The organism is Kitasatospora sp. NPDC091276 (genome assembly GCF_040684355.1).
GTDB lineage: Bacteria > Actinomycetota > Actinomycetes > Streptomycetales > Streptomycetaceae > Kitasatospora.
The window spans coordinates 25,494-52,456 of the sequence record NZ_JBFBFU010000034.1 but is presented as its reverse complement, the minus strand read 5'-3'; the positions used below and the strand labels follow the sequence as shown (position 1 = coordinate 52,456).

24 protein-coding genes are annotated in these 26,963 nt (G+C 73.6%); 19 read left to right on the top strand and 5 right to left on the bottom strand.

The genetic code is table 11. The features are described from left to right. The first annotated feature begins 22 nt into the window (after positions 1-22). The 5 genes from AB0O19_RS32075 (at position 23) to AB0O19_RS32055 (ending at position 4,859) form a co-directional block, all read left to right on the top strand. The gene (locus AB0O19_RS32075; protein ID WP_350877319.1) at positions 23-1,612 is read left to right on the top strand and encodes an acyl-CoA carboxylase subunit beta; all 1,590 of its coding nucleotides are present in this window, start codon (positions 23-25) and stop codon (positions 1,610-1,612) included. A gap of 25 nt (positions 1,613-1,637) precedes the next feature. Then, positions 1,638-1,859: an acyl-CoA carboxylase epsilon subunit gene (locus AB0O19_RS32070; protein ID WP_363588079.1), complete on the top strand. Its 222-nt coding sequence runs from the start codon at positions 1,638-1,640 to the stop codon at positions 1,857-1,859. A gap of 137 nt (positions 1,860-1,996) precedes the next feature. Then, positions 1,997-2,122, top strand: coding sequence for a hypothetical protein (locus AB0O19_RS32065; protein WP_279634918.1), 126 nt, complete (start codon positions 1,997-1,999; stop codon positions 2,120-2,122). Between the two features lie 73 nt (positions 2,123-2,195). Continuing rightward, complete coding sequence (locus tag AB0O19_RS32060) at positions 2,196-2,795, top strand: nucleoside triphosphate pyrophosphatase (protein ID WP_363624623.1); 600 nt, start codon at positions 2,196-2,198, stop codon at positions 2,793-2,795. 288 nt (positions 2,796-3,083) lie between these two features. Further along, on the top strand, positions 3,084-4,859 hold the full coding sequence (locus AB0O19_RS32055) for a biotin carboxylase N-terminal domain-containing protein (RefSeq protein WP_363580282.1): 1,776 nt from the start codon (positions 3,084-3,086) through the stop codon (positions 4,857-4,859). Positions 4,860-4,937: 78 nt separating this feature from the next. On the opposite strand, the gene AB0O19_RS32050 is transcribed toward AB0O19_RS32055, so the two are convergent. Both AB0O19_RS32050 and AB0O19_RS32045 read right to left on the bottom strand, forming a co-directional pair. After that, positions 4,938-5,930, bottom strand: a complete 993-nt coding sequence (locus AB0O19_RS32050; RefSeq protein ID WP_363624621.1) for a DeoR/GlpR family DNA-binding transcription regulator — start codon at positions 5,928-5,930, stop codon at positions 4,938-4,940. Between the two features lie 200 nt (positions 5,931-6,130). Beyond that, positions 6,131-7,579 (bottom strand): NAD(P)H-quinone dehydrogenase, encoded by a 1,449-nt coding sequence (locus AB0O19_RS32045; protein WP_350877308.1) that lies wholly within the window; start codon positions 7,577-7,579, stop codon positions 6,131-6,133. A 99-nt stretch (positions 7,580-7,678) separates the two neighbouring features. Here AB0O19_RS32045 and AB0O19_RS32040 point away from each other — a divergent pair, with 99 nt between their 5' ends. Next, complete coding sequence (locus tag AB0O19_RS32040; RefSeq protein ID WP_363580278.1) at positions 7,679-8,116, top strand: gamma-glutamylcyclotransferase; 438 nt, start codon at positions 7,679-7,681, stop codon at positions 8,114-8,116. A gap of 12 nt (positions 8,117-8,128) precedes the next feature. Here AB0O19_RS32040 and AB0O19_RS32035 read toward each other — a convergent pair whose 3' ends face one another. Continuing rightward, positions 8,129-9,109, bottom strand: coding sequence for a hypothetical protein (locus tag AB0O19_RS32035; RefSeq protein ID WP_363624619.1), 981 nt, complete (start codon positions 9,107-9,109; stop codon positions 8,129-8,131). Between the two features lie 246 nt (positions 9,110-9,355). On the opposite strand from AB0O19_RS32035, the gene AB0O19_RS32030 reads away from it, so the two are divergent. The 6 genes from AB0O19_RS32030 to AB0O19_RS32005 all read left to right on the top strand — a co-directional run bounded on the left by AB0O19_RS32030 (position 9,356) and on the right by AB0O19_RS32005 (position 17,517). Beyond that, positions 9,356-11,596 (top strand): HAMP domain-containing protein, encoded by a 2,241-nt coding sequence (locus tag AB0O19_RS32030; RefSeq protein WP_363624617.1) that lies wholly within the window; start codon positions 9,356-9,358, stop codon positions 11,594-11,596. Positions 11,597-11,617: 21 nt separating this feature from the next. Next, on the top strand, positions 11,618-12,967 hold the full coding sequence (gene pgsB, locus AB0O19_RS32025) for a poly-gamma-glutamate synthase PgsB (RefSeq protein ID WP_363624615.1): 1,350 nt from the start codon (positions 11,618-11,620) through the stop codon (positions 12,965-12,967). After that, a complete protein-coding gene (locus AB0O19_RS32020) occupies positions 12,964-13,446 on the top strand; it encodes a poly-gamma-glutamate biosynthesis protein PgsC/CapC (RefSeq protein WP_063349074.1) in 483 nt (160 codons plus the stop codon). The genes pgsB and AB0O19_RS32020 overlap by 4 nt, the downstream gene beginning before the upstream one ends. A 57-nt stretch (positions 13,447-13,503) precedes the next feature. After that, a complete protein-coding gene (locus AB0O19_RS32015) occupies positions 13,504-14,589 on the top strand; it encodes an NlpC/P60 family protein (RefSeq protein ID WP_363624613.1) in 1,086 nt (361 codons plus the stop codon). Positions 14,590-14,817: 228 nt separating this feature from the next. Beyond that, positions 14,818-15,639, top strand: a complete 822-nt coding sequence (locus AB0O19_RS32010; protein WP_350877297.1) for a purine-nucleoside phosphorylase — start codon at positions 14,818-14,820, stop codon at positions 15,637-15,639. Positions 15,640-15,792: 153 nt separating this feature from the next. Further along, positions 15,793-17,517, top strand: coding sequence for a phospho-sugar mutase (locus AB0O19_RS32005; RefSeq protein ID WP_363624612.1), 1,725 nt, complete (start codon positions 15,793-15,795; stop codon positions 17,515-17,517). 63 nt (positions 17,518-17,580) lie between these two features. Here AB0O19_RS32005 and AB0O19_RS32000 read toward each other — a convergent pair whose 3' ends face one another. After that, positions 17,581-18,255: a PH domain-containing protein gene (locus tag AB0O19_RS32000; RefSeq protein WP_363580266.1), complete on the bottom strand. Its 675-nt coding sequence runs from the start codon at positions 18,253-18,255 to the stop codon at positions 17,581-17,583. A gap of 207 nt (positions 18,256-18,462) precedes the next feature. Between AB0O19_RS32000 and deoC the strand changes: the two genes are divergently transcribed. The 4 genes from deoC (at position 18,463) to AB0O19_RS31980 (ending at position 22,699) form a co-directional block, all read left to right on the top strand. Next, positions 18,463-19,449: a deoxyribose-phosphate aldolase gene (deoC, locus tag AB0O19_RS31995; RefSeq protein ID WP_350877291.1), complete on the top strand. Its 987-nt coding sequence runs from the start codon at positions 18,463-18,465 to the stop codon at positions 19,447-19,449. A gap of 5 nt (positions 19,450-19,454) precedes the next feature. Beyond that, positions 19,455-20,930 (top strand): aldehyde dehydrogenase family protein, encoded by a 1,476-nt coding sequence (locus AB0O19_RS31990; RefSeq protein WP_363580262.1) that lies wholly within the window; start codon positions 19,455-19,457, stop codon positions 20,928-20,930. Next, positions 20,923-21,825, top strand: a complete 903-nt coding sequence (locus AB0O19_RS31985) for an aldehyde dehydrogenase family protein (protein WP_363624611.1) — start codon at positions 20,923-20,925, stop codon at positions 21,823-21,825. The genes AB0O19_RS31990 and AB0O19_RS31985 overlap by 8 nt, the downstream gene beginning before the upstream one ends. A 265-nt stretch (positions 21,826-22,090) precedes the next feature. Then, positions 22,091-22,699, top strand: a complete 609-nt coding sequence (locus AB0O19_RS31980) for an ATP-binding protein (protein WP_363580258.1) — start codon at positions 22,091-22,093, stop codon at positions 22,697-22,699. A 270-nt stretch (positions 22,700-22,969) separates the two neighbouring features. Here the strand turns inward: AB0O19_RS31980 and AB0O19_RS31975 are convergent, their stop codons facing one another. Beyond that, on the bottom strand, positions 22,970-23,632 hold the full coding sequence (locus AB0O19_RS31975) for a SigE family RNA polymerase sigma factor (protein ID WP_363624668.1): 663 nt from the start codon (positions 23,630-23,632) through the stop codon (positions 22,970-22,972). 591 nt (positions 23,633-24,223) lie between these two features. On the opposite strand from AB0O19_RS31975, the gene AB0O19_RS31970 reads away from it, so the two are divergent. From AB0O19_RS31970 to AB0O19_RS31960, 3 genes are all read left to right on the top strand, one after another. Beyond that, positions 24,224-24,901, top strand: coding sequence for a response regulator transcription factor (locus AB0O19_RS31970; RefSeq protein ID WP_063349065.1), 678 nt, complete (start codon positions 24,224-24,226; stop codon positions 24,899-24,901). Between the two features lie 111 nt (positions 24,902-25,012). Continuing rightward, positions 25,013-26,557: a HAMP domain-containing sensor histidine kinase gene (locus tag AB0O19_RS31965; protein ID WP_363624610.1), complete on the top strand. Its 1,545-nt coding sequence runs from the start codon at positions 25,013-25,015 to the stop codon at positions 26,555-26,557. Beyond that, positions 26,554-26,868, top strand: coding sequence for a hypothetical protein (locus AB0O19_RS31960; RefSeq protein ID WP_363624609.1), 315 nt, complete (start codon positions 26,554-26,556; stop codon positions 26,866-26,868). Before AB0O19_RS31965 ends, AB0O19_RS31960 begins: the two co-directional genes overlap by 4 nt. The last annotated feature ends 95 nt before the right edge of the window (positions 26,869-26,963 follow it).

The following is a 26,963-nucleotide window of genomic DNA, read 5'->3' as shown; positions in this document are numbered from 1 at the left end:
ATGGATCAGGGAGAGCCACCGGATGACCGAGGCGCCGTACGACCCCCACACCACCGCCGGCAAGCTCGCCGACCTGCGGCGCAGGCTCGACGAGGCGGTGCACTCCGGCTCCGCCGCGGCCGTGGAGAAGCAGCACGCCAAGGGCAAGCTGACGGCCCGCGAGCGGGTCGCGGAGCTGCTGGACGAGGACTCCTTCGTCGAGTTCGACGAGTTCGCCCGGCACCGCTCGACGAACTTCGGGCAGGAGCGGAACCGCCCGTACGGCGACGGCGTGGTGACCGGCTACGGCACCGTGGACGGCCGCCAGGTCGCCGTCTTCGCCCAGGACTTCACCGTGTTCGGCGGCTCCCTGGGCGAGGTGTTCGGCGAGAAGATCGTCAAGGTGATGGACTTCGCGCTGAAGACCGGCTGCCCGGTCATCGGCATCAACGACTCCGGCGGCGCCCGGATCCAGGAGGGCGTGGTCTCGCTCGGCCTGTACGGCGAGATCTTCCGCCGCAACGTGCACGCCTCGGGCGTGATCCCGCAGATCTCGCTGATCATGGGCCCCTGCGCGGGCGGCGCGGTGTACTCCCCCGCGATCACCGACTTCGTGGTGATGGCCGACCGGACCTCGCACATGTTCATCACCGGCCCGGACGTGATCAAGACCGTGACCGGCGAGGACGTCGGCATGGAGGAGCTGGGCGGCGCCCGCACCCACAACAGCAAGTCCGGCAACGCGCACTACCTGGCCACCGACGAGAAGGAGGCCGTCGAGTACGTCAAGAGCCTGCTCTCGTACCTGCCCTCCAACAACCTGTCGGACCCGCCGTCCTACCCCGAGCAGGCGGACCTCACCGTCACCGACGAGGACCTCGAACTCGACGCCATCGTGCCGGACTCGGCGAACCAGCCGTACGACATGCGCAAGGTGATCGAGCACATCGTCGACGACGGCGAGTTCCTGGAGACCCAGCCGCTGTACGCGGGCAACATCATCACCGGCTTCGGCCGGGTCGAGGGCCAGTCCGTCGGCATCGTCGGCAACCAGCCGATGGACCTGGCCGGCTGCCTGGACATCAACGCCAGCGAGAAGGCCGCCCGTTTCATCCGGACCTGCGACTCCTTCAACATCCCGGTGCTGACCTTCGTCGACGTGCCCGGCTTCCTGCCCGGCACCGAGCAGGAGTGGGACGGCATCATCCGCCGCGGCGCCAAGCTGATCTACGCCTACGCCGAGGCGACCGTCCCGCTGATCACCGTGATCACCCGCAAGGCCTTCGGCGGCGCGTACGACGTCATGGGCTCCAAGCACCTGGGCGCCGACCTCAACCTGGCCTGGCCGACCGCGCAGATCGCGGTGATGGGCGCGCAGGGCGCGGTCAACATCCTGCACCGGCGGGAGATCGCCGAGGCCGGGGCGGCGGGCGGCGCCGAGCAGAAGCGGGCCGAGCTGATCGCCTCGTACGAGGACACCCTGCTGAACCCGTACCTGGCGGCCGAGCGCGGCTACGTGGACGCGGTGATCCCGCCGAGCGAGACCCGCCGGCACATCGTCCGGGGTCTGCGGGCGCTGCGCGGCAAGCGCGAGGTGCTGCCGCCGAAGAAGCACGGCAACATCCCCCTGTAGGCCCCCGTCGGGAGAGAATTGAGCCATGGCCCCGATCCACGTGCTGCACGGGCAGCCGACCCCCGAGGAGCTCGCCGCCGTCCTGGCGGTGGTCCAGGCCCGGGCCGCCGCCGCGCAGGCCGCCGCCGAGGCGGCACGCCTGGCCGGTGCCGGCCCGGCCGCCCCCTGGAACGACCGCTCCCGCCTGTTCCGCCCGGCCGTCCACCCGGGCGTCAACGCCTGGCGGACGTCCGGCTGGGCGAGCTGATCCGCCGGGTGCGGAGCGGGAAGTCGGCCCGTCCGACTTCCCACTCCGCACCCGTTCGGGCCCGTCCGCCCGGATTGCCCGAAAGCTGAGTACGGATACTCAGGCGCCCGGGGCCGGGCACGGCGCACCCTGGACGTGTGCTCTGGTCAGACCCCCGCGACGAGCCCTCCCCGGAGGCCCGCCGGATGATGGAGCGGCTGCACCGGGCCGGCCGGGTGCTCGCCGCCCTCGCGATGGTGGCCGCCGTCCTCCTCCTGCTGTGACCGCCGCTGATCCGACTGCGGTGACCGTCGTTCACCCGAACGGCGGACACCGGCACCCCCTACCCTGAGGGGCATGACCGACCAGCGCATCCTCGTCCTCGCCTCCGCCTCCCCCGCCCGCCTCGAACTGCTGCGCCAAGCGGGCCTCGACCCGCGCGTGGTGGTCAGCGGCGTCGACGAGGACGCGATCAGCGCCGCCACCCCGGCCGAACTCGCCCTGGTGCTGGCCGAGGCGAAGGCGAAGGCGGTCGCCGCCGAACTGACCGGCGGCGAGCTGGTGATCGGCTGCGACTCCGTCCTGGAGCTGGACGGCCAGGCCCTCGGCAAGCCCGCCGACGCCACCGAGGCGCTCGCCCGCTGGCAGTCGATGCGCGGTCGCGCCGGGGTGCTGCGCACCGGCCACTGCGTGATCGACACCGCGACCGGCCGGCAGTCCTCGGCGACCGCGTCCACCACCGTCCGCTTCGGCACCCCGGACGACGCCGAGATCGCCGCCTACGTGGCCTCCGGCGAGCCCCTGCACGTCGCCGGGGCGTTCACCCTGGACGGGCGCTCGGCGCCGTTCATCGAGGGCATCGACGGCGACCCGGGCAACGTCATCGGCCTCTCGCTGCCGCTGCTGCGCGCCCTGCTCGCCGACCTGGACGTCCGGCTGGTCGACCTCTGGGCCTGACGGCCGGGCCCGCGGGAGCGCGGCGCCCCGCCGCCCGTTCCACCGTCCTTTGAGCCGCCCGCGCGAGAGTGTGTCCGATGCCACCGGGGCACCGGACAACGCCCGGTCACCCGCTGTGGATCCGGCCGGTTCGACCGCACCGGCCGCGACCTGCGGCGTCACCGGACGGGCGGTCGACGGGCCCCGGAAATTCATCACCGTCCGTGTGGGATAGTTCACAACCTGGGGCTACTCGCCGGTACCGCCCAGGAATCCATAAACTCGACCAGGTTCAAGAAGGGAGCCACAGTGCGCAAGGTGCTCATCGCCAACCGCGGGGAAATCGCCGTCCGCGTCGCCCGGGCCTGCTCGGACGCCGGTATCGCCAGCGTCGCCGTCTACGCCGAGCCGGACCGGGATGCGCTGCACGTCCGCGCGGCCGACGAGGCTTACGCGCTGGGTGGAGACACCCCCGGCACCAGTTACCTGGACATCGCCAAGGTCCTGAAGGCCGCGGCGGACTCCGGGGCCGACGCCATCCACCCCGGCTACGGGTTCCTGTCGGAGAACGCCGACTTCGCCCAGGCCGTCCTCGACGCGGGCCTGACCTGGATCGGCCCGCCCCCGCAGGCCATCCGCGACCTCGGTGACAAGGTCACGGCCCGGCACGTGGCGCAGCGCGCCGGCGCGCCGCTGGTCGCCGGCACCCCGGACCCGGTCTCGGGTGCCGACGAGGTGGTCGTGTTCGCCCGGGAGCACGGCCTTCCGGTCGCCATCAAGGCGGCCTTCGGCGGCGGCGGCCGCGGCCTCAAGGTCGCCCGCACGCTGGAGGAGATCCCGGAGCTGTACGAGTCCGCGGTGCGCGAGGCCGTCGCCGCCTTCGGCCGCGGCGAGTGCTTCGTCGAGCGCTACCTGGACAACCCGCGGCACGTGGAGACCCAGTGCCTCGCGGACAAGCACGGCAACGTGGTGGTCGTCTCCACCCGTGACTGCTCGCTCCAGCGCCGGCACCAGAAGCTGGTCGAGGAGGCGCCCGCGCCGTTCCTGACCGCCGAGCAGAACGCCGAGCTGTACCGGGCGTCCAAGGCCATCCTGAAGGAGGCCGGCTACGAGGGCGCCGGGACCTGCGAGTTCCTGGTGGCGCTGGACGGCACGATCTCCTTCCTGGAGGTCAACACCCGGCTGCAGGTCGAGCACCCGGTCACCGAGGAGGTCACCGGACTCGACCTGGTCCGCGAGATGTTCCGGATCGCCGACGGCGAGGAACTGGGCTACGGCGACCCCGAGGTGCGCGGCCACTCGTTCGAGTTCCGCATCAACGGCGAGGACCCGGGTCGGGGCTTCCTGCCCGCGCCCGGCACCGTGACGCTGTTCGCGCCGCCGTCCGGCCCGGGTGTCCGGCTGGACTCCGGCGTGGAGACCGGCTCGGTCATCGGCCCGGCCTGGGACTCCCTGCTGGCCAAGCTGATCGTCTCCGGCCGGGACCGCAAGCAGGCCCTGGAGCGGGCCCGCCGGGCGCTGAACGAGTTCAAGGTGGAGGGCATGGCCACCGCCATCCCGTTCCACCAGGCGGTCGTCACCGACCCGGCGTTCGCGCCCGAGGTGCACGGCGGCGAGGGCCCGTTCACGATCTACACCCGCTGGATCGAGACCGAGTTCGACAACACCATCCCGCCGTTCGCGGGCGCGGCCGGCGACGGCGAGGAGGCCGAGGGCCGCGAGACCGTCGTGGTCGAGGTCGGCGGCAAGCGGATCGAGGTCTCGCTGCCGTCCTCGCTGGGCGTCTCGGCGGCCCCGGCGGCCGGTGCCGCGGGTGCCGCGAAGGCCAAGCGCCGGGTGGGCGCCAAGAAGGCCGGTTCGGCCGTCAGCGGTGACACCCTGGCCTCGCCGATGCAGGGCACCATCGTCAAGGTCGCCGTCGAGGAGGGCCAGGTCGTCGCCGAGGGCGAGCTGATCGTGGTCCTGGAGGCGATGAAGATGGAGCAGCCGCTGAACGCGCACAAGGCGGGCACCGTCGTCGGCCTCAAGGCCGAGGTGGGCGCGAGCGTCAGCAGCGGCGCCGCGCTGTGCGAGATCAAGGACTGACACGCTCCCTGGAGCACCGGCCGGCCCGTACCCCCTCGGGGGTGCGGGCCGGCCGCGTTCGCGCGGCTGTACGGGCCCTCAGCGCCCGCGCGGGAGGCCCAGCTCGGCCAGCCGGGCCGGCATGCCGCCCGGCCCGGCCGGACCGCCGTGCGCGCCCGGCCGGCGCTGGCCGGGCAGCGGGGCGCCGCCGGGGGGCGGGGCGGGACGGCGTGCCAGCGGGCCGGGCTGGGTCTGGTGGACGGGCCCGCTGCCGGTGCCGTGCACCGGGGCGTCCCCGGTGGGGGCGGCGCCGAGCGGCGCCAGGTCGATCTGCACCCCGCAGTCGGCGATCGCGTCGAGTTCCCGGGCGGTGCCGTCGTCGGCGGTCGCCTGCTCGTCCGTGACCAGCCGGGTGATGTTCTCGGTGGGCACGGTCTGGAACATGGAGTCCGCGCCGAGCTTGGTGTGGTCGGCGAGGACGATGACCTCGTTGGCCGACTGCACCAGCGCCCGGTCCACGCTCGCGGACAGCATGTTGGCGGTGGACAGGCCCCGCTCCGCGGTCAGCCCGCTGCCGGAGATGAAGGCCTTGGAGACCCTCAGCCCGTGCAGGGACTGCTCGGCACCGCTGCCGACCAGCGCGTAGTTGGAACCCCGCAGGGTGCCGCCGGTCATCACCACCTCCACCCGGTTGGCGTGCGCCAGCGCCTGGGCGACCAGCAGCGAGTTGGTGACCACGGTGAGGCCGGGCACCCTGGCCAGCCTGCGGGCCAGCTCCTGGGTGGTGGTGCCGGCGCCGACCACCACCGCGTCCCCCTCCTCCACCAGGCCGGCGGCGAGGTCCGCGATGGCGCTCTTCTCCGCCGCGGAGAGGTGGGTCTTCTGCGGGTAGCCGGGTTCGCGGCTGAAGCCGCCGGGGAGCACCGCGCCGCCGTGCCGGCGGTCGAGGAGCCCTTCTGCCTCCAGGGCCCGTACGTCGCGGCGCACGGTCACTTCGGAGGTCTGGACGACGCGGGCCAACTCCCGGAGCGAGACCGCTCCGTTGGCGCGCACCATTTCGAGGATCAACTGGCGACGTTCTGCTGCAAACACAGAACCGACGGTAACGTGCGTGACCGTCTGCTTTCAGGCGTTTGCAGCTAGTAGCTGGAATTGCTCACGCAAGAGCGGCGCGTGACCGTACAATACGCGCCGTCAGCAGCCCGGGACCGCGCCCGCCGTCCGGGTGACGATCACTCCTGCGCGAAGGGCGGCCGCCGATCGGCAGCCGCCCTCAACTGTGCGCCGGAGGTTCAGGATTCGCCCTCGACCCGCTTGCGGATGTGCAGCTGCCGGGCGGCCTCGGCGGTCGAGCCGGAGACCGACGGGTAGACGGTGAAGGCGCTGGCCACCTGTTCGACGGTCAGATTGGCGTCCACCGCGAGCGCGATCGGGTGGATGAGCTCGCTGGCCCGCGGGGCGACGACCACGCCGCCCACCACGATGCCGGTGCCCGGGCGGCAGAACAGCTTCACGAAGCCGTCCCGGATGCCCTGCATCTTCGCCCGCGGGTTGCCGCGCAGCGGCAGCTTGACCACGACCGCGTCCATCTTGCCGCACTCCACATCGGCCGCGGTGTAGCCGACGGTGGCGATCTCCGGGTCGGTGAAGACGTTGGAGGCGACGGTCTTCAGGTTCAGCGGCTGCACCGCGTCGCCGAGCGCGTGGTACATCGCGATCCGGCCCTGCATGGCCGCCACCGAGGCGAGCATGAAGACGCCGGTGCAGTCGCCGGCCGCGTAGACGCCCGGGGCGCTGGTGCGGGAGACCCGGTCGACCTGGATCTGGCCCCAGTCGTTGAGCTTGACCCCGGCCTCCTCCAGGCCCATCTCCGCGGTGTTGGGGATCGAGCCGACCGCCATCAGGCAGTGCGTGCCCTCGATCACCTTGCCGTCGGCGAGGGCCACCTCGACCCGGTCGCCGATCCGCTTGACGCTCTCGGCGCGCGAGCGGCCCATCACGTTCATGCCGCGGCGGCGGAAGACGTCCTCCAGCACCTCGGCGGCGTCCGGGTCCTCGCCCGGCAGCACCCGGTCACGGCTGGAGACCAGGGTGACCTTGGAGCCGAGCGCCTGGTAGGCACCCGCGAACTCCGCGCCGGTCACACCGGAGCCGACCACGATCAGCTCGCGGGGCAGCTCCTCCAGGTCGTACACCTGGGTCCAGGTGAGGATCCGCTCGCCGTCCGGCTGGGCGTCCGGCAGCTCGCGGGGGTGGGCGCCGGTGGCGATCAGCACCGCGTCGGCGCGCAGCGACTGGACGGTGCCGTCCGGCGCGTCCACCAGCACCTCGCGGGAGCCGTCCACCGCCTGCCCGCCGCCGCCGAGCCGGCCGCGGCCCCGCAGCACGGTGACCCCGGCCCGGGTGACCGACTGGGTGATGTCGTGGGACTGCGCGATCGCCAGTCGCTTCACACGGCGGTTGACCTTGCCCAGGTCCACGCCGATGACCTTGGCCGCGTCCGCGGCCTCGTCCTGCGCGACGGTGATGCCCAGCTCCTCGTACGAGCTGTCGAAGGTGGTCATCACCTCCGCGGTCGCGATCAGGGTCTTCGACGGCACGCAGTCGGTGAGCACCGCCGATCCGCCCAGACCGTCGCGGTCGACGACGGTCACCTCCGCGCCGAGCTGCGCGGCCACCAGCGCAGCCTCGTAGCCGCCGGGTCCGCCACCGATGATCACGATCCGAGTCACGTGCACCATTGTCCCGCACGCCGGGAGCGCCGCCACGCCGGGGTCCGGGCTTCCGTGCGATCGCCCGGTCGCCACGGACCGTCCACCGGCCGGGCTAGTCTTCCCCCCATGCCCCTTTACGCCGCGTATGCCACCAACCTCGATGCACGGCAGATGACCCGCCGCGCCCCGCACTCACCACTGCGCGGCACCGGGTGGCTGGACGGCTGGCGGCTCACCTTCGGTGGTGAACAGCTCGGCTGGGAGGGCTCGTTGGCCACCGTCGTCGAGGACGGCAAGGACCGGGTCTTCGTCTCGCTGTACGACGTCGCGCCGATGGACGAGGAGGGCCTGGACCGCTGGGAGGGCGTCCAGCTCGGCATCTACCGCAAGATCAAACTGCGCGCGCAGACCCTGGACGGCGACACCCCGGTCTGGACGTACGTGCTCAACGACTACGAGGGCGGCCTGCCCGCGGCCCGCTACCTCGGCCTGGTCGCCGACGCCGCGGAGAGCGCCGGCGCCCCGCACGACTACGTGATGGACCTGCGCCGCCGCCCCTGCTAGCCCCTGGCCCCGCTAGCTCCGGCCCGCGGCCCAGCCGCGGGCCGTCTGCGCCAGCACCCCGGCCACCTCCGCGCGGCGGGCCGGCTCGGTGCGCAGCCCGTTGCCCAGCTCGACGTGCAGCCACGGCACGCCGAGCCCGGCCGCGAACCGGCCCTCGACGTTGGTGGTGCCCCCGAGCTGCCCGCACTTCTCCCGCCAGGCCCGGCAGGCCGCGTACCCGGCCCTGGACAGCCCGGTGGCGGTCAGCTCGGCGGCCGGGCCCGGCTGGCCGGCGCCGCTGGAGACCACCGCGTCCTGCCCGGGCAGGCTGCCCTCGTCGAAGCCGTGCACCTGGATGCCGGGCAGGCCGCGCCCGGTGAGCGCCTCGACCACCGCCGCGAAGACCGTGTCGGCGCGGTGCGCGACGTCCGAGGCGCCGTCCGCCCCGGCCCGGCGGTGCGCCCCGGCGAGCACCAGCACCCCGCCCGGCTCGGCCCGGAAGAGGTCCACCCCGAGCGCCTCGGTACGGGCGTCCGAGACCGGGTGGGGCACCTGCACGGACCAGCCCGCCCGGGCCGAGAGGTCCAGGTAGACCCGGCCCCAGCCGCGGCTCCCGGAGTCCGTGCCGTCGGCGATCTCCGCCACCCGGCGGCCGGTCGCCGCCTCGGTGAACTCGGTGAGCCGGTAGCCGACCCGCGCCAGCGAGCGCCCGGCCTGCTCGGCCTGCCCGTCCAGCGCGTCGAGCACGCCGTCGGCGATCGCCCGGCGCTGCCCGGCGTCCGGCGCGGTGTACGGGCCGCCCGGGGTGAACCCGGCGGTGTACCCGTCGACCAGGGCCGCCAGGTCCACCGGGGCGGGCCCGGTCGGTCCGCTCCGGCCCGCCGCGGTGCCCGCCGCCGACGGCCGCCCGTCGGAGCCGCGCACGGCCAGCGTCAGCACCGCCGCGAGCGCCGCCAGCACCAGCAGCACCGCCACCGACAGCAGCAACGGGCGTCGCGAACCCCGAGTCTCCATGGCCGTCGAACCTACCGTGCCGCCCGCCGCGGACCGCCGGGGGCCACCCGGGGCCGCGCACCACGCCCGGTCCACGGAAAGAGATCCCGAAGCGGCATCCGATCGACACCGGAACGTGACAACTTTTCGAAATCTCCTTCGTACGCTGTTCCGGCTTGACCGACTCTTGATCAGCGCTTGACCGACGAGAAGGCCGGCGGACCTCCCGGGGACAGGTGCGCCGAGCCCCGAGAAGAACGAGGCCCCGTGAGCACGGCACCCAACCCGCCGCGACAGCACCGCTATCGCCGCCGGGCCGACATGCCGCTGCTGGGAGGCATCCGCCCGCCCATCGCGCTGCTGCTGGTGCTGCTGCTCGCCGTCGCCGCCATCACCGCGCTCGCCGTCGGGGGGCTGCGCGTCGACGACACCCCGCAGGCCGTCCGGGAGTCCCACCAGTACGCCGCCGAGGACACCGCGGCCTCGCTGCGCGCCGGGCTGCACGAGAGCGCCACCGACCTGCGCCGGGCCGCCGCCCGCTACGACGCCGCGCCCGCCGAGCCGGCCGCGGTGCTGTCCGCGCTCGGCCAGGCGTACCACAAGTGGCGCGGCACCGTGGTGGTCCGCCCCGACACCGGCCGGCTGCTCGCCGCCCGCGGCGAGACCGTGCCGCTGGCCGGCCTCGACCTCAGCCGGGTCACCGACACCGCGCCCGCGCCCGTCCTGGTGCCCTCCGCCGCCGGCACCCGGCTGCTCACCTTCGCCCTGGTCGCCACCAAGGCCGACGGCCGCGCCCTGCTGGTCGCCTCCGACAACCTGCGGCTTCCCGGCATCGCGACCCGCAAGGAACAGACCATCCAGGTCCTCGACGCCGCCGGCGCCGTCCTGGACAGCACCGGCGCCGAACTCGGCGCCGAGGCCGACCGCGCCGTGGTCACCGGTGCCCGGGAGCGCGCCGCCCGCGAACGCCCGGCGCCCGGCGGGACGGCCGCCGGCAGCCTGTCCGGCAGCCCGGACGCCAAGGGCGTGCGCCGGGTCGCCGGCTACGCCGCCGTCGGCACCGCGGGCGGGCACGACCCGGCCGCCCCGCTCGGCCTGACCGTGGTCTCCACCAGCACCGTCGACGGCAAGCCCGGCAGCCTGCGCCACCCCGCGCTCGGCCTGGCCGCCGCCGGCGCGCTGCTCGCCCTGGCCCTGCTGCTCGCGTGGTACCTCAGCCGCAGCCTCCAGCGGCCGCTGCTGCGGCTGTTCCTGGAGTCCCGCCGGCTCACCCGCGGCGAACGGCTCGACCTGCCGGTCCGCGGCCCGAAACGGGGGGAGGCCGGCCGGATCGCCCGCGCCCTGGAGGAGCTGCGGCTGCAACTCCTCGACCCGGCCCGCCCGCCGGCCCCCGCCGCGCCGAAGCGCCGCCCCGGCACCGCGCTGCCGCTGGCGCTGTGCGCCGTCCTGGTGCTCGGCTGGTCCGGCCCGCTGCTGTTCCTGGGCGGCAACGACCCGACCGTACGGGTCCCCACCCAGGTGGTGGCGGGCCAGCGCGACCGCACCGACACCGCCGCCGACCGGATCCGCCAGGCGCTCAACGAGGGTTACGCGGACCTGCGTTCGCTCGCCCCCGAACTCGCCGGCGCCTCCGTCGGCAAGGCCGACGCCCTGCTGCGCGCCACCCTCGCCGAGCACGACCGCTACCGCGCGCTGTACGTCCTCGGCGCGAACGGCGAGGTCCTCGCGCGCGCCGGCGACACCCCGCACCGCACCGGCCCGCAGGCCCTCGGCGCGAGCGGCGTGCTGCTGCTCAACAGTTCCGGCCGGGAGCCCAGGATCGCCGCCCGCGCGGCCCTCACCGCCGCCCCCGCCGACGCGGAGGCGGAGGGCGCCGCCGAGCCGCCGGGGCCCGTGCTGATCGGCGAGTTCAAGACGGACTTCCTCAGCGGGCTGCTGGTCCGCCCCGGCCTCGGCCGGGTCTGGCTGGTCGACGACCGGCAGCGGGTGCTCGCCGCCAACGAGGGCTACAGCTCCTTCGGCGAGCTACCCGAGGGCCGCGCCAGGGCCCTGCTGGCCCAGGCGAAGAAGTCGGCCGCCGCCGAGGTGCTGCGCGGCGGCGGCGACCCGGCGCTGTTCGCCGCCGCCCCGCTCGGCGGCAACGGCAGCGTGGCCAAGCTGGGCTGGTCGGTGGTCACCGCCCACCCGGTGGCGTGGCTGCACCTGGACGAGAACCGGGCCGACCGGCGGACCGTACTGGCCGGCATGCTCGGCCTGGCCGCGGCCGCGCTCTGCCTCGGCTGGCTGTTCATCGCGGTCGGCCTGCCGCTGCGCCGGCTCGCGGCGAGCGCCGAGGCGCTGGCCGCCGGGGACCGCCGGACGGTGCTCTACCCCGTCCACCACGACGAGGTCGGCGCCGTCGCCCGGAGCCTGGAGCTGATCCGCCAGGAACTCGTCCGTCAGGAGCCGGCCCGCCCCCGCCGCACCGCCGCCCCCGAGTCCGTCCCCGTGCCCGCGCACGCCCGCTGAGCCCCGCCCGAAGGACCTCCCGTGCTCTTCCTCTACGTCGTGCTGCTGGTGTGCTGCGCCGTGCTGCTGGTGGCCGGCATCGTCGAGCAGCGCCGGCACTTCGCCGCGCTGGAACAGATCCCGACCCGGGTGCTGGTCAACGGCATCCGCGGCAAGAGCTCGATCACCCGGCTCTGCGCGGGCGCGCTGCGCGGCGGCGGGCTGGTGACGGTCGCCAAGACCACCGGCACGGCGGCCCGGTTCATCCACCCGGACGCCACCGAGGAGCCGGTCTACCGCAAGTTCGGCATCGCCAACGTGGTCGAGCAGATCGGCATCGTCCGCCGCGCCGCCACCTACCGGCCGGACGCCCTGGTGATCGAGTGCATGGCCGTCATGCCGGCGCTCCAGGAGGTCAACCAGACCAAGCTGATCCGCTCCACCATCGGCGTGCTGTGCAACGTCCGCGAGGACCACCTCGCCGAGATGGGCCCGACCCTGGACGACGTCGCCCGCTCGCTGTCCCGCTCGATGCCGGTCGGCGGGGTGTGCGTCACCGCCGAGCAGGAGCGCGCGCACATCCTGCGCGCGGAGGCGGCCCGGCGCGACTGCGAGCTGATCGTGGTGGACCCGGAGTCGGTCACCGACGAGGAGCTGCGAGGGTTCAGCTGGTTCACCTTCAAGGAGAACGTGGCGATCGCCCTGGCCGTCGCCGAACTCCTCGGCGTGGAGCGGCGGACCGCGCTGCGGGGCATGTGGGCGGCCCCGCCGGACCCGGGCGTGCTGTCGGTCGAGCGCTACCGCACCGAGGACGGCAAGCGGCTGCGCTTCGCCAACGTCTTCGCCGCCAACGACCCCGAGTCCACGCTGATGAACGTCCGCCAGCTGGAGGGCCTGGGCGCGATCCACCGCCCGCTCAACGTGGTGATCAACTGCCGCCCGGACCGGGTGGAGCGCAACGGCCAGATGGGCCAGATCGTGCCCGACCTCGACCCGGACGCCGTGTTCCTGATCGGCCACCCCACCAGGAGCGCCCGGGACGGCATCCCGGCCGGGTGGTCCGGCCGGGTGGTCGACCTCGGCGGCGACAAGCGCGACCCGGCCCGGCTCACCGCCGAACTGCTGGCCGAACTCGGGCCGGACTCCTCGCTGGTGGCCGTCGGCAACATCCACGGCCAGGGCGAACTGTTCCTGGAGGAGCTGGCCCGGCTCGCCCCCGACGAGGCCCCGGACGCGCCCGACGCCCCCGAACTCCCGTACCACGAGCCCGAACCGCTCTACCCCGAGCCGGTGTACGACTCCGCGTACCGGCCCGTCCACCACCCCGAACCGCTCCCCGACTCCTGGTTCGAGCCCCACCACCACACCCCCCACCACGGAGACCAGCAGTGATCCCCACCGAGCTCACCCCCGAGATCGCCGCCATCGGCATCGCGCTCGGCCTGGTCTTCTCGCTCGTCTGCTACCTGACCACCAACCTCTCCCCCGGCGGCATGATCACCCCCGGCTGGCTGGCCCTCACCCTGGTCGAGGACCTCCAGCGGGTGGCCATCGTGATCGGCGTGACGGTGCTGACCTACCTCGCCACCCGGGTGGTCCAGAAGCTGGTGATCCTGTACGGCAAGCGGCTGTTCGCCGCCGTGGTGCTGATCGGCGTGCTGCTGCAGGCCACCGTGATGCTGGTCCTCCAGCGCGAACTGCCCACCCTGTACGCCAACCAGACGCTCGGGTTCATCGTCCCCGGCCTGATCGCCTACCAGCTGGTCCGCCAGCCCCGGGCGGCCACCCTGATGGCCACCAGCACGGTGACGCTCGCCAACTACGTGGTGCTCACCGCCGGCGTCCTGCTCGGCGCCCTGCCCGGCACCTGATCCCCCCGTTCAGGAACCCTCGCCCGGAATCCCGCAGGAACCCCCAGGAAGACCCCGATGCCCGTCACCCGCAAGTCCCTGCTCAGCGGCGGCCTCGCCGTGGCCCTGCTGGCCGCCAGCGGCTACCTCACCGTCCAGCTGCGCGACCGCGACCACGACCGGCCGTCGGACCCGGGCGGCGGCGCACCGCTGATCACCACCACCGCCGTGCCCGGCCCCGCCCGGGGCACCGCCGCCGAGTACCGCTACGAGCGGCTGGGCGGACCCGACCGCACGGTGGTCCGGGACGCCCGCGGCGGCGTGGTCGCCACCCTGACCGACAGCGCCCGCACCGCCGTCCTGGCCGGCCCGAGCCGCACCTTCGCCGAGCCGGGCACCACCACGGCCACCGTGGTGACCGACACCTGGGTCCGGCTGATGCCGCAGCCGTGGCGACCGGGCGCCGAGCAGGAGGGCTGGTTCCGCGCCTGGTTCCAGCAGTCGCTCGGCTCCACCGCGGACGACGTGCTGGCGGTGGCCACCCAGTACCTGGCCGGCGCGGCGCCGGAGAAGGACGCCAAGGGCGTGCGGTTCAAGGGCGACGCCTCCTTCGGCCCGCTCAACCCGAACGGTTCGGTGGGCAACGACCTGCGGCTGGAGCAGACCGACTTCCTCGACTACCTCGGCGTTCCGTACACGTTCGCCGACAAGGTGGCCAAGCAGCCGGACAGGACGCGGTACGGCGCCTTCGACTGCTCCGGGTACGTCCGGATGGTCTACGGCTACCGCTCCGGTTACCCGCTGCTCTCCAAGGACGTGGCCGGCCCCGGCCTGCCGCGCAGCGCCAACGGCCTGGCCAGGGTCGGCCCGGGCGTCCCGGTGCTGCCGCTGACCACCGCGCCGGGCTCCGACACCACCCTGCGACCGGCCTCGATCGACCCGCTCCAGCCCGGCGACCTGGTGTTCTTCGAGATCGACGCCCGCACCGGCGCCCGGCTCGACCACACCGGCATCTACCTGGGCCTGGACACCGACGGCCACCCCCGGTACATCTCCAGCCGGGAGGAGGCGGACGGCCCGACCTTCGGCGACAAGGGCGGCACCGCGCGACTGGACGACAACGGCCTGTACGCGAAGGGGCTGCGCAGCGCGAAGCGGCTCTGAACCCGGGCCCGGCTCCCGGCCCGCACCGCCCGCGGGCCGACTGCGGTTCGACCTCGCACCGACCTCACACCGGCCTCGCACCGGCCTCGCACCGATTTGTACGTACCGACGAGCGGCGTCACCCGAAAGACGCCACCGAGCTGTGCTTTCGGGTCAACCGGGTAACGATCCGGCATGCCGCGCCGGATTTTCTACGCGCGTAGTCGAAACCCGTCTATCCTCGGAGCCGTGAACGCATCTCCTCAGTCGGTCGTCTCCGCCGACCCCTACGCCGCCGCCCAGGCCGCCGCCGAGCGCCTGCGCGAGCTGACCGGTGCCGAGCGGCACGACGTCGCCCTGGTGATGGGCTCCGGCTGGGTGCCGGCCGCCGACGCCCTGGGCGAGACCGTGGCCGAGTTCCCGGTCACCGAGCTCCCGGGCTTCCCCGCCCCCGCCGTCGCCGGCCACGCCGGCACGATCCGCTCGGTGAAGATCGGCGACAAGCGCGCCCTGATCTTCCTCGGCCGCAACCACTACTACGAGGGCCACGGCGTGGCCACCGTCGTCCACGGCGTGCGCACCGCCGCCGCGGCCGGCTGCGGCATCATCGTGCTGACCAACGGCTGCGGCGGTCTGCGCGAGGGCTGGGTCCCCGGCCAGCCGGTCCTGATCAGCGACCACATCAACCTGACCGCGGACTCCCCGATCGTCGGCGCCAACTTCGTCGACCTCACCGACCTGTACTCCAAGCGCCTGCGCGCGCTCTGCCGCGAGGTGGACCCGAGCCTGGACGAGGCCGTCTACGTCCAGTTCCGCGGCCCGCACTACGAGACCCCGGCCGAGGTCAACATGGCCCGGGTGATCGGCGGCGAGCTGGTCGGCATGTCCACCACCCTGGAGGCCATCGCCGCCCGCGAGGCCGGCTCCGAGGTGCTCGGCATCTCGCTGGTCACCAACCTGGCCGCCGGCATCACCGGCGAGCCGCTCAACCACGCCGAGGTGCTGGAGGCCGGCAAGGCCTCCGCCGAGCGCATGGGCGAGCTGCTCGCGAAGGTCCTTGAGCGGATCTGACGCCCGGCTGGCGCACAATCATGAGCGACGGGGCCCTCGGGCGGCCGTGATCCGTTGATCACGCCCCGCGGGCCCCGTCCGCATGTGCACCCCCCTTCTTTGCGGAACCCTCCGGCCGACCAACCGACGCACTTCCCGATGGAGCAGGCAGCCATGACGCAGGCAACCACCACCGACCTCCTCGCCCGGGCCCGAACCTGGCTGGCCGAGGACCCCGACCCGCAGACCCGCGAGGAGCTGACGGCCCTGCTCGCCCGGGCCGAGGACCCGGCGGCCGAGACGGACGGCAAGCTCGCCTGGTCGGACCTCGCCGAGCGCTTCGCCGACCGGCTCCAGTTCGGCACCGCCGGCCTGCGCGGCGAACTGGGCGCGGGCCCGATGCGGATGAACCGCGCCGTGGTGATCCGGGCCGCCGCCGGCCTGGTCGCCTACGTCAAGCAGCAGAACCTGGGCGACCTGGTCGTGATCGGCTACGACGCCCGCCACAAGTCCTACGACTTCGCCCGGGACACCGCCGCCGTGGTGGTCGGCGCCGGCCTGCGCGCCGCGCTGCTGCCGCGCCCGCTGCCGACCCCGGTGCTCGCCTTCGCCGTCCGCCACCTGGGCGCGGCCGCCGGCGTCACCGTGACCGCCAGCCACAACCCGCCGCAGGACAACGGCTACAAGGTCTACCTGGGCGACGGCTCGCAGATCGTCCCGCCGGCCGACGCCGGGATCGCCGCCGAGATCGACGCCATCGGCTCGCTCCACGACGTCCCGCGCGCCGAGGACGGCTGGGAGGTGCTCGGCGAGGACGTCATCGAGGCCTACCTGGCCCGGGCCGTCTCGATCGTCGACGAGCACAGCCCGCGCAACCTCGACGTCGTCTACACCCCGATGCACGGCGTCGGCCGCGACACCCTGGTCGCCGCCTTCCGCCGGGCCGGCTTCCCGGCGCCCACCGTCGTCGCCGAGCAGGCCGAGCCCGACCCGGACTTCCCGACCGTGGCCTTCCCCAATCCGGAGGAGCCGGGGGCGATGGACCTCGCCTTCCGCACCGCCGCCTCGGTCGGCCCCGACATCGTGATCGCCAACGACCCGGACGCCGACCGCTGCGCGGTGGCCGTCCCGGCCCTCGCCAACGCGGCCGGCAGCGGCAACGGCACCTCCGGCTGGCGGATGCTGCGCGGCGACGAGGTCGGCGCGCTGCTCGGCGCGGCCCTGGTCGCCAAGAAGGCCGAGGGCGTCTTCGCCACCACCATCGTCTCCGCCACCCTGCTGGGCCGGATCGCCGAGGCCGCCGGCCTGGGCTACGCCGAGACGCTGACCGGCTTCAAGTGGCTCTCCCGCGCCGAGGGCCTGCGCTACGGCTACGAGGAGGCGCTCGGCTACTGCGTCGACCCGCAGGGCGTCCGGGACAAGGACGGCATCACCGCCGCCCTGCTGGTCGCCGAACTGGCCGCCACCCTCAAGACGTCCGGCCGCACCCTGACCGACCTGCTGGACGACCTGGCGCTGGAGCACGGCCTGCACGCCACCGACCAGCTGTCCGTCCGCGTGCAGGACCTCTCGCTGATCGCCGACGCCATGCGCCGGCTGCGCGAGCAGCCGCCGACCGTCCTGGCCGGCCTCCGGGTCACCCGCGCGGACGACCTGTCGGCCGGCTCCGCCGAGCTGCCGCCCACCGACGGCCTGCGCTACTACCTGGCCGGCGAGGCCGTCCGCTCGGCCCGCATCGTGGTCCGCCCGTCCGGCACCGAGCCCAAGCTCAAGTGCTACCTGGAGGTCGTCCTCCCGGTCACCACCGCCGCCGACCTCGCCGCCACCCGCGAGCGGGCCGCCGAGCTGCTCGAAGCCGTCAAGCGCGACCTGGCCGAGGCCGCGGGCATCGCCGTCTGACGCCCGCCCGTACGAGAAGGGGCCCGCCGGTCGCGTACCGGCGGGCCCCTCGCGTGCTTCGGCTCAGACCGCGATCACCGTGATCAGCGCGGCCAGGCCGGCCAGCGTCGGCGCGATCACCCACCAGCACCACGCCACCTCGACCGGGCCGGCCGCGTCGGGGCGCCGGGCGTTGCGCTCGGCCATCTCCTGGAGCACGTTGGTCACCTGGTCGGACCAGGCGCGGGTCGGGTCGGGCGAGCCCTGCACCACCGGGTTGGCCTGGCGGCCGAACACCATCCCCATCCGGGAGGCGTGCTCGGCGCCGCCGCGCTGCTGGGCCCGGGTCGCCCGCTTGCGCTGCCGCAGCGACACCGGCACCGCCCACACCTGGTACTTCTTGCCCCCGGCCAGCAGCTCGACCGAGTACCCCGCGCGCAGCGCGTCCACCGAGGCCCACGGCGCGGTGATGGTCCGCCACGGGTTGCGCACCAGCAGTCGGCTGCGGTCCGCCAGCACCGCCGGGCGCAGCGTGTAGGCGATCACCGGGAAGGCGAACACCGGTACCGCCGCGAGCGAGACGTACGGCGTCTTCCCCGTCCCGTTCAGCACCGCGTCGCCGATCAACCAGCCGGCGACGGCCAGCAGCAGCACTCCGGAGATCACACCGGGGACAGAGCGGTACACGCGGTCCGCGTACGCGGGATCCCCGTCGGGGGCGGCGGAACCCTGGCGGGGCTTGCCGTCGGAATCGGTCATGCCGTCGATTCTGCCCCATGCCCCCCACCGAGAGGTCTCGGTCCGGCATCGAATGCCGCCCCCGGACCACCCGGCCGCCGGTCGCCGCGCGGCCCGGCCGTACACGCCCCCTGCCGCCCCTCCGCCTTCTCCGAGGTCTCGGTCCGGCCACGAAAGGCAGGCCCCCTAGCGGTCGACTACGCGCGTAGATATGCTGCTCTGGTGACTATGTCCACTGTTGCAGCCAATGCCCTCGGCGTTGCGGGCAGCGGCCTTCAGGACGTTGCGGCGTCCGAGGCCTCGCTCCGCCGCTTCCTGCACGGCCTGCCCGGCGTCGACCAGGTCGGCCTTGAGGCGCGTGCCGCCACCCTCGGTACCCGCTCGATCAAGACCACGGCGAAGGCCTACGCCATCGACCTGGCGATCTCGATGATCGACCTGACCACGCTGGAAGGCGCGGACACGGTCGGCAAGGTGCGCGCCCTGTGCGCCAAGGGCAGGACCCCCGACCCGACCGACCCGACCACCCCCCGCGTCGCCGCCATCTGCGTCTACCCGGACATGGTCGCCACCGCGAAGGACGCCCTGCGGGGCACCGACATCCAGGTCGCCTCGGTGGCCACCGCCTTCCCGGCCGGCCGCGCCGCCCTCCCGGTGAAGCTCGCCGACACCGCCGACGCGGTCGCCGCGGGCGCCGACGAGATCGACATGGTGATCGACCGGGGAGCCTTCCTCTCCGGCCGCTACTACGACGTCTTCAACGAGATCGTCGCCGTCAAGGAGGCGTGCAAGCGCCCGGACGGCACCAGCGCCCACCTCAAGGTGATCTTCGAGACCGGCGAGCTGCAGACGTACGACAACGTGCGCCGCGTCTCCTGGCTGGCGATGCTGGCCGGCGCCGACTTCATCAAGACCTCCACCGGCAAGGTCGCCGTCAACGCGACCCCGCCGGTCACCCTGCTGATGCTGGAGGCGGTCCGCGACTTCAAGGCGCAGACCGGCGTCCAGGTCGGCGTGAAGCCCGCCGGTGGGATCAAGACCACCAAGGACGCCATGAAGTACCTGGTGATGGTCAACGAGACCCTCGGCGACGACTGGCTGAGCCCGCACTGGTTCCGCTTCGGCGCCTCCAGCCTGCTCAACGACCTGCTGATGCAGCGCCAGAAGCTCACCACCGGACGTTACTCCGGCCCCGACTACGTGACGGTGGACTGATCACCATGGCCAAGAAGAAGAACATCGAGGAGCCCGTGAAGGCCTCCGGCCTCTTCGCCTACGCCCCGGCCCCCGAGTCCCCCGCCGCCGCGGGCGACATCGCCACCTCCTACGGCCACTTCATCGGCGGCGAGTTCGTCGACTCCTCCGGCAGCGAGGCCCTGAAGACGGTCAACCCGGCCACCGAGCAGGTGCTCGCCGAGTTCGCCCAGGGCACCGACGAGGACGTGGACCGCGCGGTCGCCGCCGCCCGCAAGGCCTTCGCCGACTGGTCGGCGCTGCCGGGCAGCGAGCGCGGCAAGTACCTGTTCCGGATCGCCCGGATCATCCAGGAGCGCAGCCGCGAGCTGGCCGTGCTGGAGTCGATCGACAACGGCAAGCCGATCCGCGAGACCCGCGACTTCGACATCCCGACCGTCGCCGCGTGGTTCTTCTACTACGCCGGCTGGGCGGACAAGCTGGACTACGCGGGCTTCGGCCCGAACCCGCGCCCGCTGGGCGTGGCCGGCCAGGTCATCCCGTGGAACTTCCCGCTGATGATGCTGGCGTGGAAGATCGCGCCCGCCCTGGCGACCGGCAACACCGTCGTCCTCAAGCCGGCCGAGACCACCCCGCTGACGGCCCTGCGCTTCGCCGAGATCTGCCGCCAGGCCGGTCTGCCGAAGGGCGTCGTCAACATCGTCACCGGCGACGGCCGCACCGGCGCCGCGCTCACCGCGCACCCGGACGTCAACAAGGTCGCCTTCACCGGCTCCACCCCGGTCGGCAAGGCGATCGCCAGGCAGCTGGCCGGCAGCCGCAAGAAACTGTCGCTGGAGCTGGGCGGCAAGGCCGCGAACATCGTCTTCGACGACGCGCCGATCGACCAGGCGGTCGAGGGCATCGTCAACGGCATCTTCTTCAACCAGGGCCACGTCTGCTGCGCGGGCTCGCGCCTGCTGGTCCAGGAGTCGATCCAGGACGAGCTGCTGGACGCCCTGAAGCGCCGGATGTCCACCCTGCGGGTCGGCGACCCGCTGGACAAGAACACCGACATCGGCGCCATCAACTCGGCCGCCCAGCTGGCCCGGATCACCGAGCTGACCGACGCCGGCGAGGCCGAGGGCGCGGACCGCTGGTCGCCCGAGTGCGAACTCCCGGGCACCGGCTTCTGGTTCAAGCCGACCCTGTTCACCGGCGTCAGCCAGGCCCACCGGATCGCCCAGGAGGAGATCTTCGGCCCGGTCCTGTCGGTGCTGACCTTCCGCACCCCCGACGAGGCGGTCGCGAAGGCCAACAACACCCCGTACGGCCTCTCCGCCGGCATCTGGACGGAGAAGGGCTCGCGCATCCTGTGGACGGCGAGCCGGCTCAAGGCCGGCGTGGTCTGGGCCAACACCTTCAACAAGTTCGACCCGACCTCGCCGTTCGGCGGCTACAAGGAGTCGGGCCACGGCCGCGAGGGTGGCCGCCACGGTCTGGAGGCCTACCTCGATGTCTGATGTCGCGACGCGTCTTGACGTCTTCAAGACCTACAAGCTGTACGTCGGCGGGAAGTTCCCGCGCTCCGAGAGCGGGCGGGTGTACGAGGTGACGGACGCCAAGGGCCAGTGGCTCGCCAACGCTCCGCTGGGCACCCGCAAGGACGCCCGCGACGCCGTCCTGGCCGCCCGCGCGGCGGTCAAGGGCTGGGCCGGCACCACCGCGTACAACCGCGGCCAGGTGCTGTACCGGGTGGCCGAGATGCTGCAGGGCCGCCGCGAGCAGTTCGCCGCCGAGGTCTCCGCCGCCGAGGGCATCGGCCCGAAGAAGGCCGCCGCGCTGGTGGACGCCGCGATCGACCGCTGGATCTGGTACGCGGGCTGGACGGACAAGGTCGCCCAGATCGCGGGCGGCGCCAACCCGGTCGCCGGCCCCTTCTTCAACCTCTCCACCCCGGAGCCGACCGGCGTGGTCGGGATCGTCGCCCCGCAGGCCGGGTACGGGCACTCGCTGCTCGGCCTGGTCTCGGTGATCGCCCCGGCGATCGCCACCGGCAACACGGTCGTGGTCGCGGCCGCCGCGGACGCCCCGCTGCCGGCCCTGTCGCTGGGCGAGGTGCTCGCCACCTCGGACGTCCCCGGCGGCGTGGTCAACATCATCTCGGGCAAGACCGCCGACATCGCGCCCACCCTGGCCTCGCACCAGGACGTCAACGCGGTGGACCTCACCGGCGCGATCGCCGCCGACGGCCCCGGCGCGGCGCAGGCGCTGGAAGCGGCCGCCGCGGATACCCTGAAGAGGGTGGTCCGTCCGGAGCTGGACCCGTTCGCCCAGGACTGGACCAATGCGCCCGGTACCGACCGGCTACTCTCGTTCCTGGAGACGAAGACGGTCTGGCACCCGATGGGGATCTGACCGCCCCGTCGACCACCGAGTAACAACTCCACAGACTGGCCGTCCCCAGTGCCCTCTCCCCCCCAGGGCCCGGACGGTCATTGGACGGACCCGCGCCTCTCCCCCCCTGGCGCGGGTCCGTCGCCCTTCCGTGCCGTTTCGACGCCGTCCTCCGGCTCGCCGATCCCCGGAGCTCTCAGAAGGTGTGATCCGACGGGTTTCGGCATCGGGCCCGGATGCGTCAGACTGGTGTCCCGTGAGTGACGACCCGCTGAATCCTGTGCCGATGACCCACGCCCGGGTCGTCCTGCTGTCCGGCCCCTCCGGCTCCGGGAAGTCCTCGCTCGCCGAGCGCAGCGGGCTGCCGGTCCTGCAACTGGACGACTTCTACAAGGACGGGGACGACCCCACCCTGCCGCTGCTGCCCGACGGCGCGGTCGACTGGGACTCCCCGCTCGCCTGGCACCGCGACCAGGCGGTCGCCGCGATCCGCAGCCTGTACGCGACCGGCCGCGCCGACGTCCCGGTGTACTCGATCCCGGACAACGGCCGGATCGCCACCCGCGCCCTGGACCTGGACGGCGCCCCCGCGTTCATCGCCGAGGGCATCTTCGCCGCCGAGATCACCGCCGAGTGCGCCGCCGAGGGCCTGCTCGGCGATGCCCTGTGCCTGCGCAACGGCGCGCTCACCACGGCCTGGCGCCGGCTGCGCCGGGACGTCCGGGAGGGCCGCAAGTCGCTGCCGGTGCTGCTGCGCCGCGGCTGGCGGCTGATGCGGGCCGAGCGCTCCATCGTCGGGCGGCAGGTCACCCTGGGCTCCCACCCGTGCGCCGGGGCCGAGGCCGAGCGCCGGATCCGCGCCGCGGCCGGGCGGCGGGAGCTGTCCTCCGTCTGAGCCGCCCTCCGTTGGGACGGGCCGTGCTCCGTTCGGGCGGGCCGTGCTCCGTTCAGTCGGGACGTCTCCGGACGAGGGATCGACGCGGGACGAAGACACGAAGAACGACGGGCCCGGTGCGTCTCCCCCGCACCGGGCCCGTCGCCTTCCCCGAACGGCCGTCGGGCTCCCCGTGTTCACCGCTCCCCCGAGCCGGCGTCCACGCACCGCGACCGTCCGCTACCCGTCCCCCGACGGGAGTTCCACTCCTTCGCGTCACCCGCGCCCGCGTCAGGCGACCAGCTCGCCGAACGCCCGGACGGTGTCGCCCGACTTGTTCAGGTGCTCGTCCTCGCGCAGCCGGCGCAGCGCCCGCCAGATGCTGCTCTTGACCGTGCCGACGCTGATCCCCAGCACGTCGGCGATCTCCGGGTCGGTCTTGCCCTCGTAGTACCGCAGCACCAGCATGGTGCGCTGGTTCTCCGGAAGCTTCGCCAGCGCCTGCCAGAGCACGGTGCGCAGCTCGGTGCCGCCCATCGCGTCGGTGTCGCCGGCCGTCTCCGGCAGCTCCTCGGTCGGGTACTCGTTGACCTTGCGGCGCCGCCAGGCGGAGATGTGCAGGTTGGTCATGGTGCGGCGGAGGTACCCGCCGACCGCGGCCTTGTCGGTGATCCGGCCCCAGGCCCGGTAGGTGCTGAAGAGCGCGCTCTGCAGCAGGTCCTCGGCCTCGTAGCGGTCACCGGTGAGGTGGTACGCCGTGGCGTACAGGGAGGCGCGGCGCTCGCGCACGTACGCGGTGAACTCCGTGATGTGGTCCTCCGCGACGGCCGGGTGCTCCCCCTGCGCGTCCGCCCGTCCCGCCTCGGCGGTGCGGGCCGCCGCCGGGTTCAGCTGCAGCAGCGTCGCACCGGCGGCCTCGCGGCCGGCCGACTCCCCCGAGCCGACCGTCCGCAGGCCGTTCCCGCCGACGCCCCGGTTCCCCGCCGGAGCGTCCTTGCCCTCGACGCGGACGGGGAGGATCCCCCGCAGCGTGAGGGTGTTGCCGGAGTCGGCCGCGTTCCCCACCCGGCCGATCCCGTACAGCTCCCCCGTCCTGGCGCCGCCGCTCACCCGGCGGGCGACAGGGTTTCCACCGGTGCTGTGCGCGCACCCCCGTACGGTCACGGCACCGGAGTTCTCGTCGGTCCTGACCTCGTACCGGGTCCGCGGGGCGGTGGCTGACGAACGCGCGGTGCGGACAGCCGGGTTGGTCCGGGTCTGAAGCATGGCGTTCATCGTGCGCCCCCTGGGTCGGTACGAGCGGTTCCTGTTGCCGCCTTCCAGCCGGCCGGGTTGGCCCGCTGTCCTGCGGCGACATGGAAAATCTTGCCCGCCGGTTGTGATGGCGCTGTCCGCCGACTGTCACAGGGGTGTCACAGGGGCGGGCCTTTCGTCCCGGTCCGCCTCCCTCCGTACCGGACGCCGGTGGTGCTCCTTCCGGTTCCCGTACGGGCGGTGACCGGTCCTGGGGGTGATTCGACGCTTCGAGTGGGCCAAAATGGGGCCGTGCCTTTCCTCCTTCTGATCGAGGACGACGACGCCATCCGGACCGGCCTCGAACTCGCCCTCACCCGCCAGGGCCACCGTGTGGCCACCGCCGCCTCCGGCGAGGACGGTCTGAGGCTCTTCAAGGAGCAGCGGCCCGACCTGATCGTGCTGGACGTCATGCTGCCCGGAATCGACGGCTTCGAGGTCTGCCGCCGCATCCGCCGCACCGACCAGCTGCCGATCATCCTGCTGACCGCCCGTTCGGATGACATCGACGTGGTGGTCGGCCTGGAGTCCGGCGCCGACGACTACGTGGTCAAGCCGGTGCAGCCACGGGTGCTGGACGCCCGGATCCGGGCCGTGCTGCGGCGCGGCGAGCGGGAGAGCTCCGACTCCTCCGCGTACGGCACCGTGGTGATCGACCGGGCGGCGATGACCGTCACCAAGGACGGGCAGGACCTCCAGCTCACCCCGACCGAGCTGCGGCTGCTCCTGGAACTCAGCCGCCGCCCCGGCCAGGCGCTCTCCCGCCAGCAGCTGCTTCGGCTGGTCTGGGAGCACGACTACCTGGGTGACTCCCGCCTGGTGGACGCCTGCGTGCAGCGGCTGCGGGCGAAGGTCGAGGACGTCCCGTCCGCGCCGACCCTGATCCGCACCGTCCGCGGCGTGGGCTACCGGCTGGACCCGCCGGCCTGAGCGCCTCTCCCGTCCTCCTGCTTCCCGTCCTCCTGGCTGCCGCCCTCCTGATCCGCCTGGGCTGCCCGAAATTCCTGAACTCCCTGAACTTCCGTACGACGACAGGCTCTTGTGACTGATCATCAGACGACGGCCCGCCGCTTCGCCGCGGGCCCGTGGCGCAGGCTGCGCTCCCTGCGCGTACGGCTGATCGCGGTGTTCGCGGCGGTCGCGCTGCTCGCCGCCGTCTCGGCCTCCGGCATCGCCTACTGGCTCAACCGCGACGCGGTGCTCAAGCGCGCCCAGGACACCGCGCTCAACGACTTCCGGGTCTCGCTCAGCCGCAACGTCTCCGAGCTGCCGCTGAACGCGAGCTGCCCGGACCTGACCACGCTCGCGTCCACCGTCGCCAGCTCCGGACTGAGTTACGACGTGGTGGTGGCCGACCCGGCGCACCCGGAGTGCACGGCCTCCTCCGACCCGGGGCAGTTCACGCTGGCCGACGTCCCGGCGGCGCTGCAGTCCACCGTCGCCAGACAGCGCGAGGTCACCGAGAGCAACCCGTACCCGTACCACCTGTACTGGCAGCGGCAGAACCTGGCGGGCCAGCCGTTCCTGATCGGCGGCACCAAGGTGGTGCCGACCGGCCCGACGGCGTACATGTTCAAGTCGCTGGAGAACGAGCGCAAAGACCTCAACACGCTGGGCTGGTCGCTGGCCATCGCCACGCTGCTCGCGCTGATCGGCTCGGCGCTGCTCGCCCAGGCGGCCTCGTCGACCGTGCTGCGGCCGGTCAAGCGGCTCGGCGACGCCGCCCGACGGCTCGGCGAGGGACACCTGGACACCCGGCTGGAGGTCGAGGGCGGGGACGAACTCGCGGACCTGGCGAGGACGTTCAACCGGGCCGCGGAGTCGTTGCACGAGCAGGTCGAGGAGTTGAGCGCGCGCGAGGCGCAGAGCCGGCGGTTCGTCGCCGACATGTCGCACGAGCTGCGCACACCGCTGACCGCGATGACCGCCGTCACGGACATCCTGGAGGACGAGGCCGAGTCGCTGGACCCGATGATCGCGCCGGCCGTACGGCTCGTCGTCAGCGAGACGCGGCGGCTGTCCGACCTGGTGGAGAACCTGATGGAGGTGACCCGCTTCGACGCCGGCACCGCCAAGCTGGTCGCCGACGAGGTGGACATGGCCGACCTGATCATGTCCTGCATCGACGGCCGGGCCTGGTACGACGCCGTCGAACTGGACGCCCCGCGCGGCATCCTGGCCGTGGTCGACCCGCGCCGGCTCGACGTGGTCTTCGCCAACCTGATCGGCAACGCGCTCAAGCACGGCGGCTCCCCGGTGCGGGTCAAGGTCCGGCAGACCGCGGGCTCGGTCGTCATCGAGGTCTCCGACAGCGGCCCGGGCATCCCCGAGGACGTGCTGCCGCACGTCTTCGACCGGTTCTACAAGGCGGACCGGGGACGGGCCCGCTCGGAGGGCAGCGGCCTGGGGCTGTCGATCGCGATGGCCAACGCACAGATCCACGGGGGCACGATCACGGCGGCGAACGGGGAGGTCGGGGCGGTGTTCACGCTGACGCTGCCGCTGGCCCCGCCGCCTCCGCCGAACGAGGGCGAGACCGGTGACGGCCCCCTCGGCGACGCCGCCCAGGACAAGGACGCCACGTGACCGCCGCCACCCGCACCGCCCTGCGCCGCACCGCCGGCGCCCTGCTGCTGCTCGCGCTCGCCTCCGGCTGCGGCATCCGGCCGACCGCCGTCCCGGTGGACGCGGGCGCCCCGGCCAGCCGGACGGCCTGCCCGACCGCCCCGCACATACCGACCGCGCTGGCCACGCCGCCGGCGCCCACGCCGACCCCGCCGGCCCGCGGCGCCGCCAAGGCCGGTGTGAGCCCGAGCCCGTCGCCCACGGTGGTGCCCGCCAGCCCGCCGGCCGACAACGTGTTCGGCGCGGTGCCGACCGCGGCGCCCTGCCGGTAGTCCCGCCTGCCCCTCGTCCGCCTGCCCGCCGCCCCACCGTTCCGCCGTTCGGCCCCGGGGCGGCGGGAGGCCGGGGGCGCGCCCCGGAATGTTCA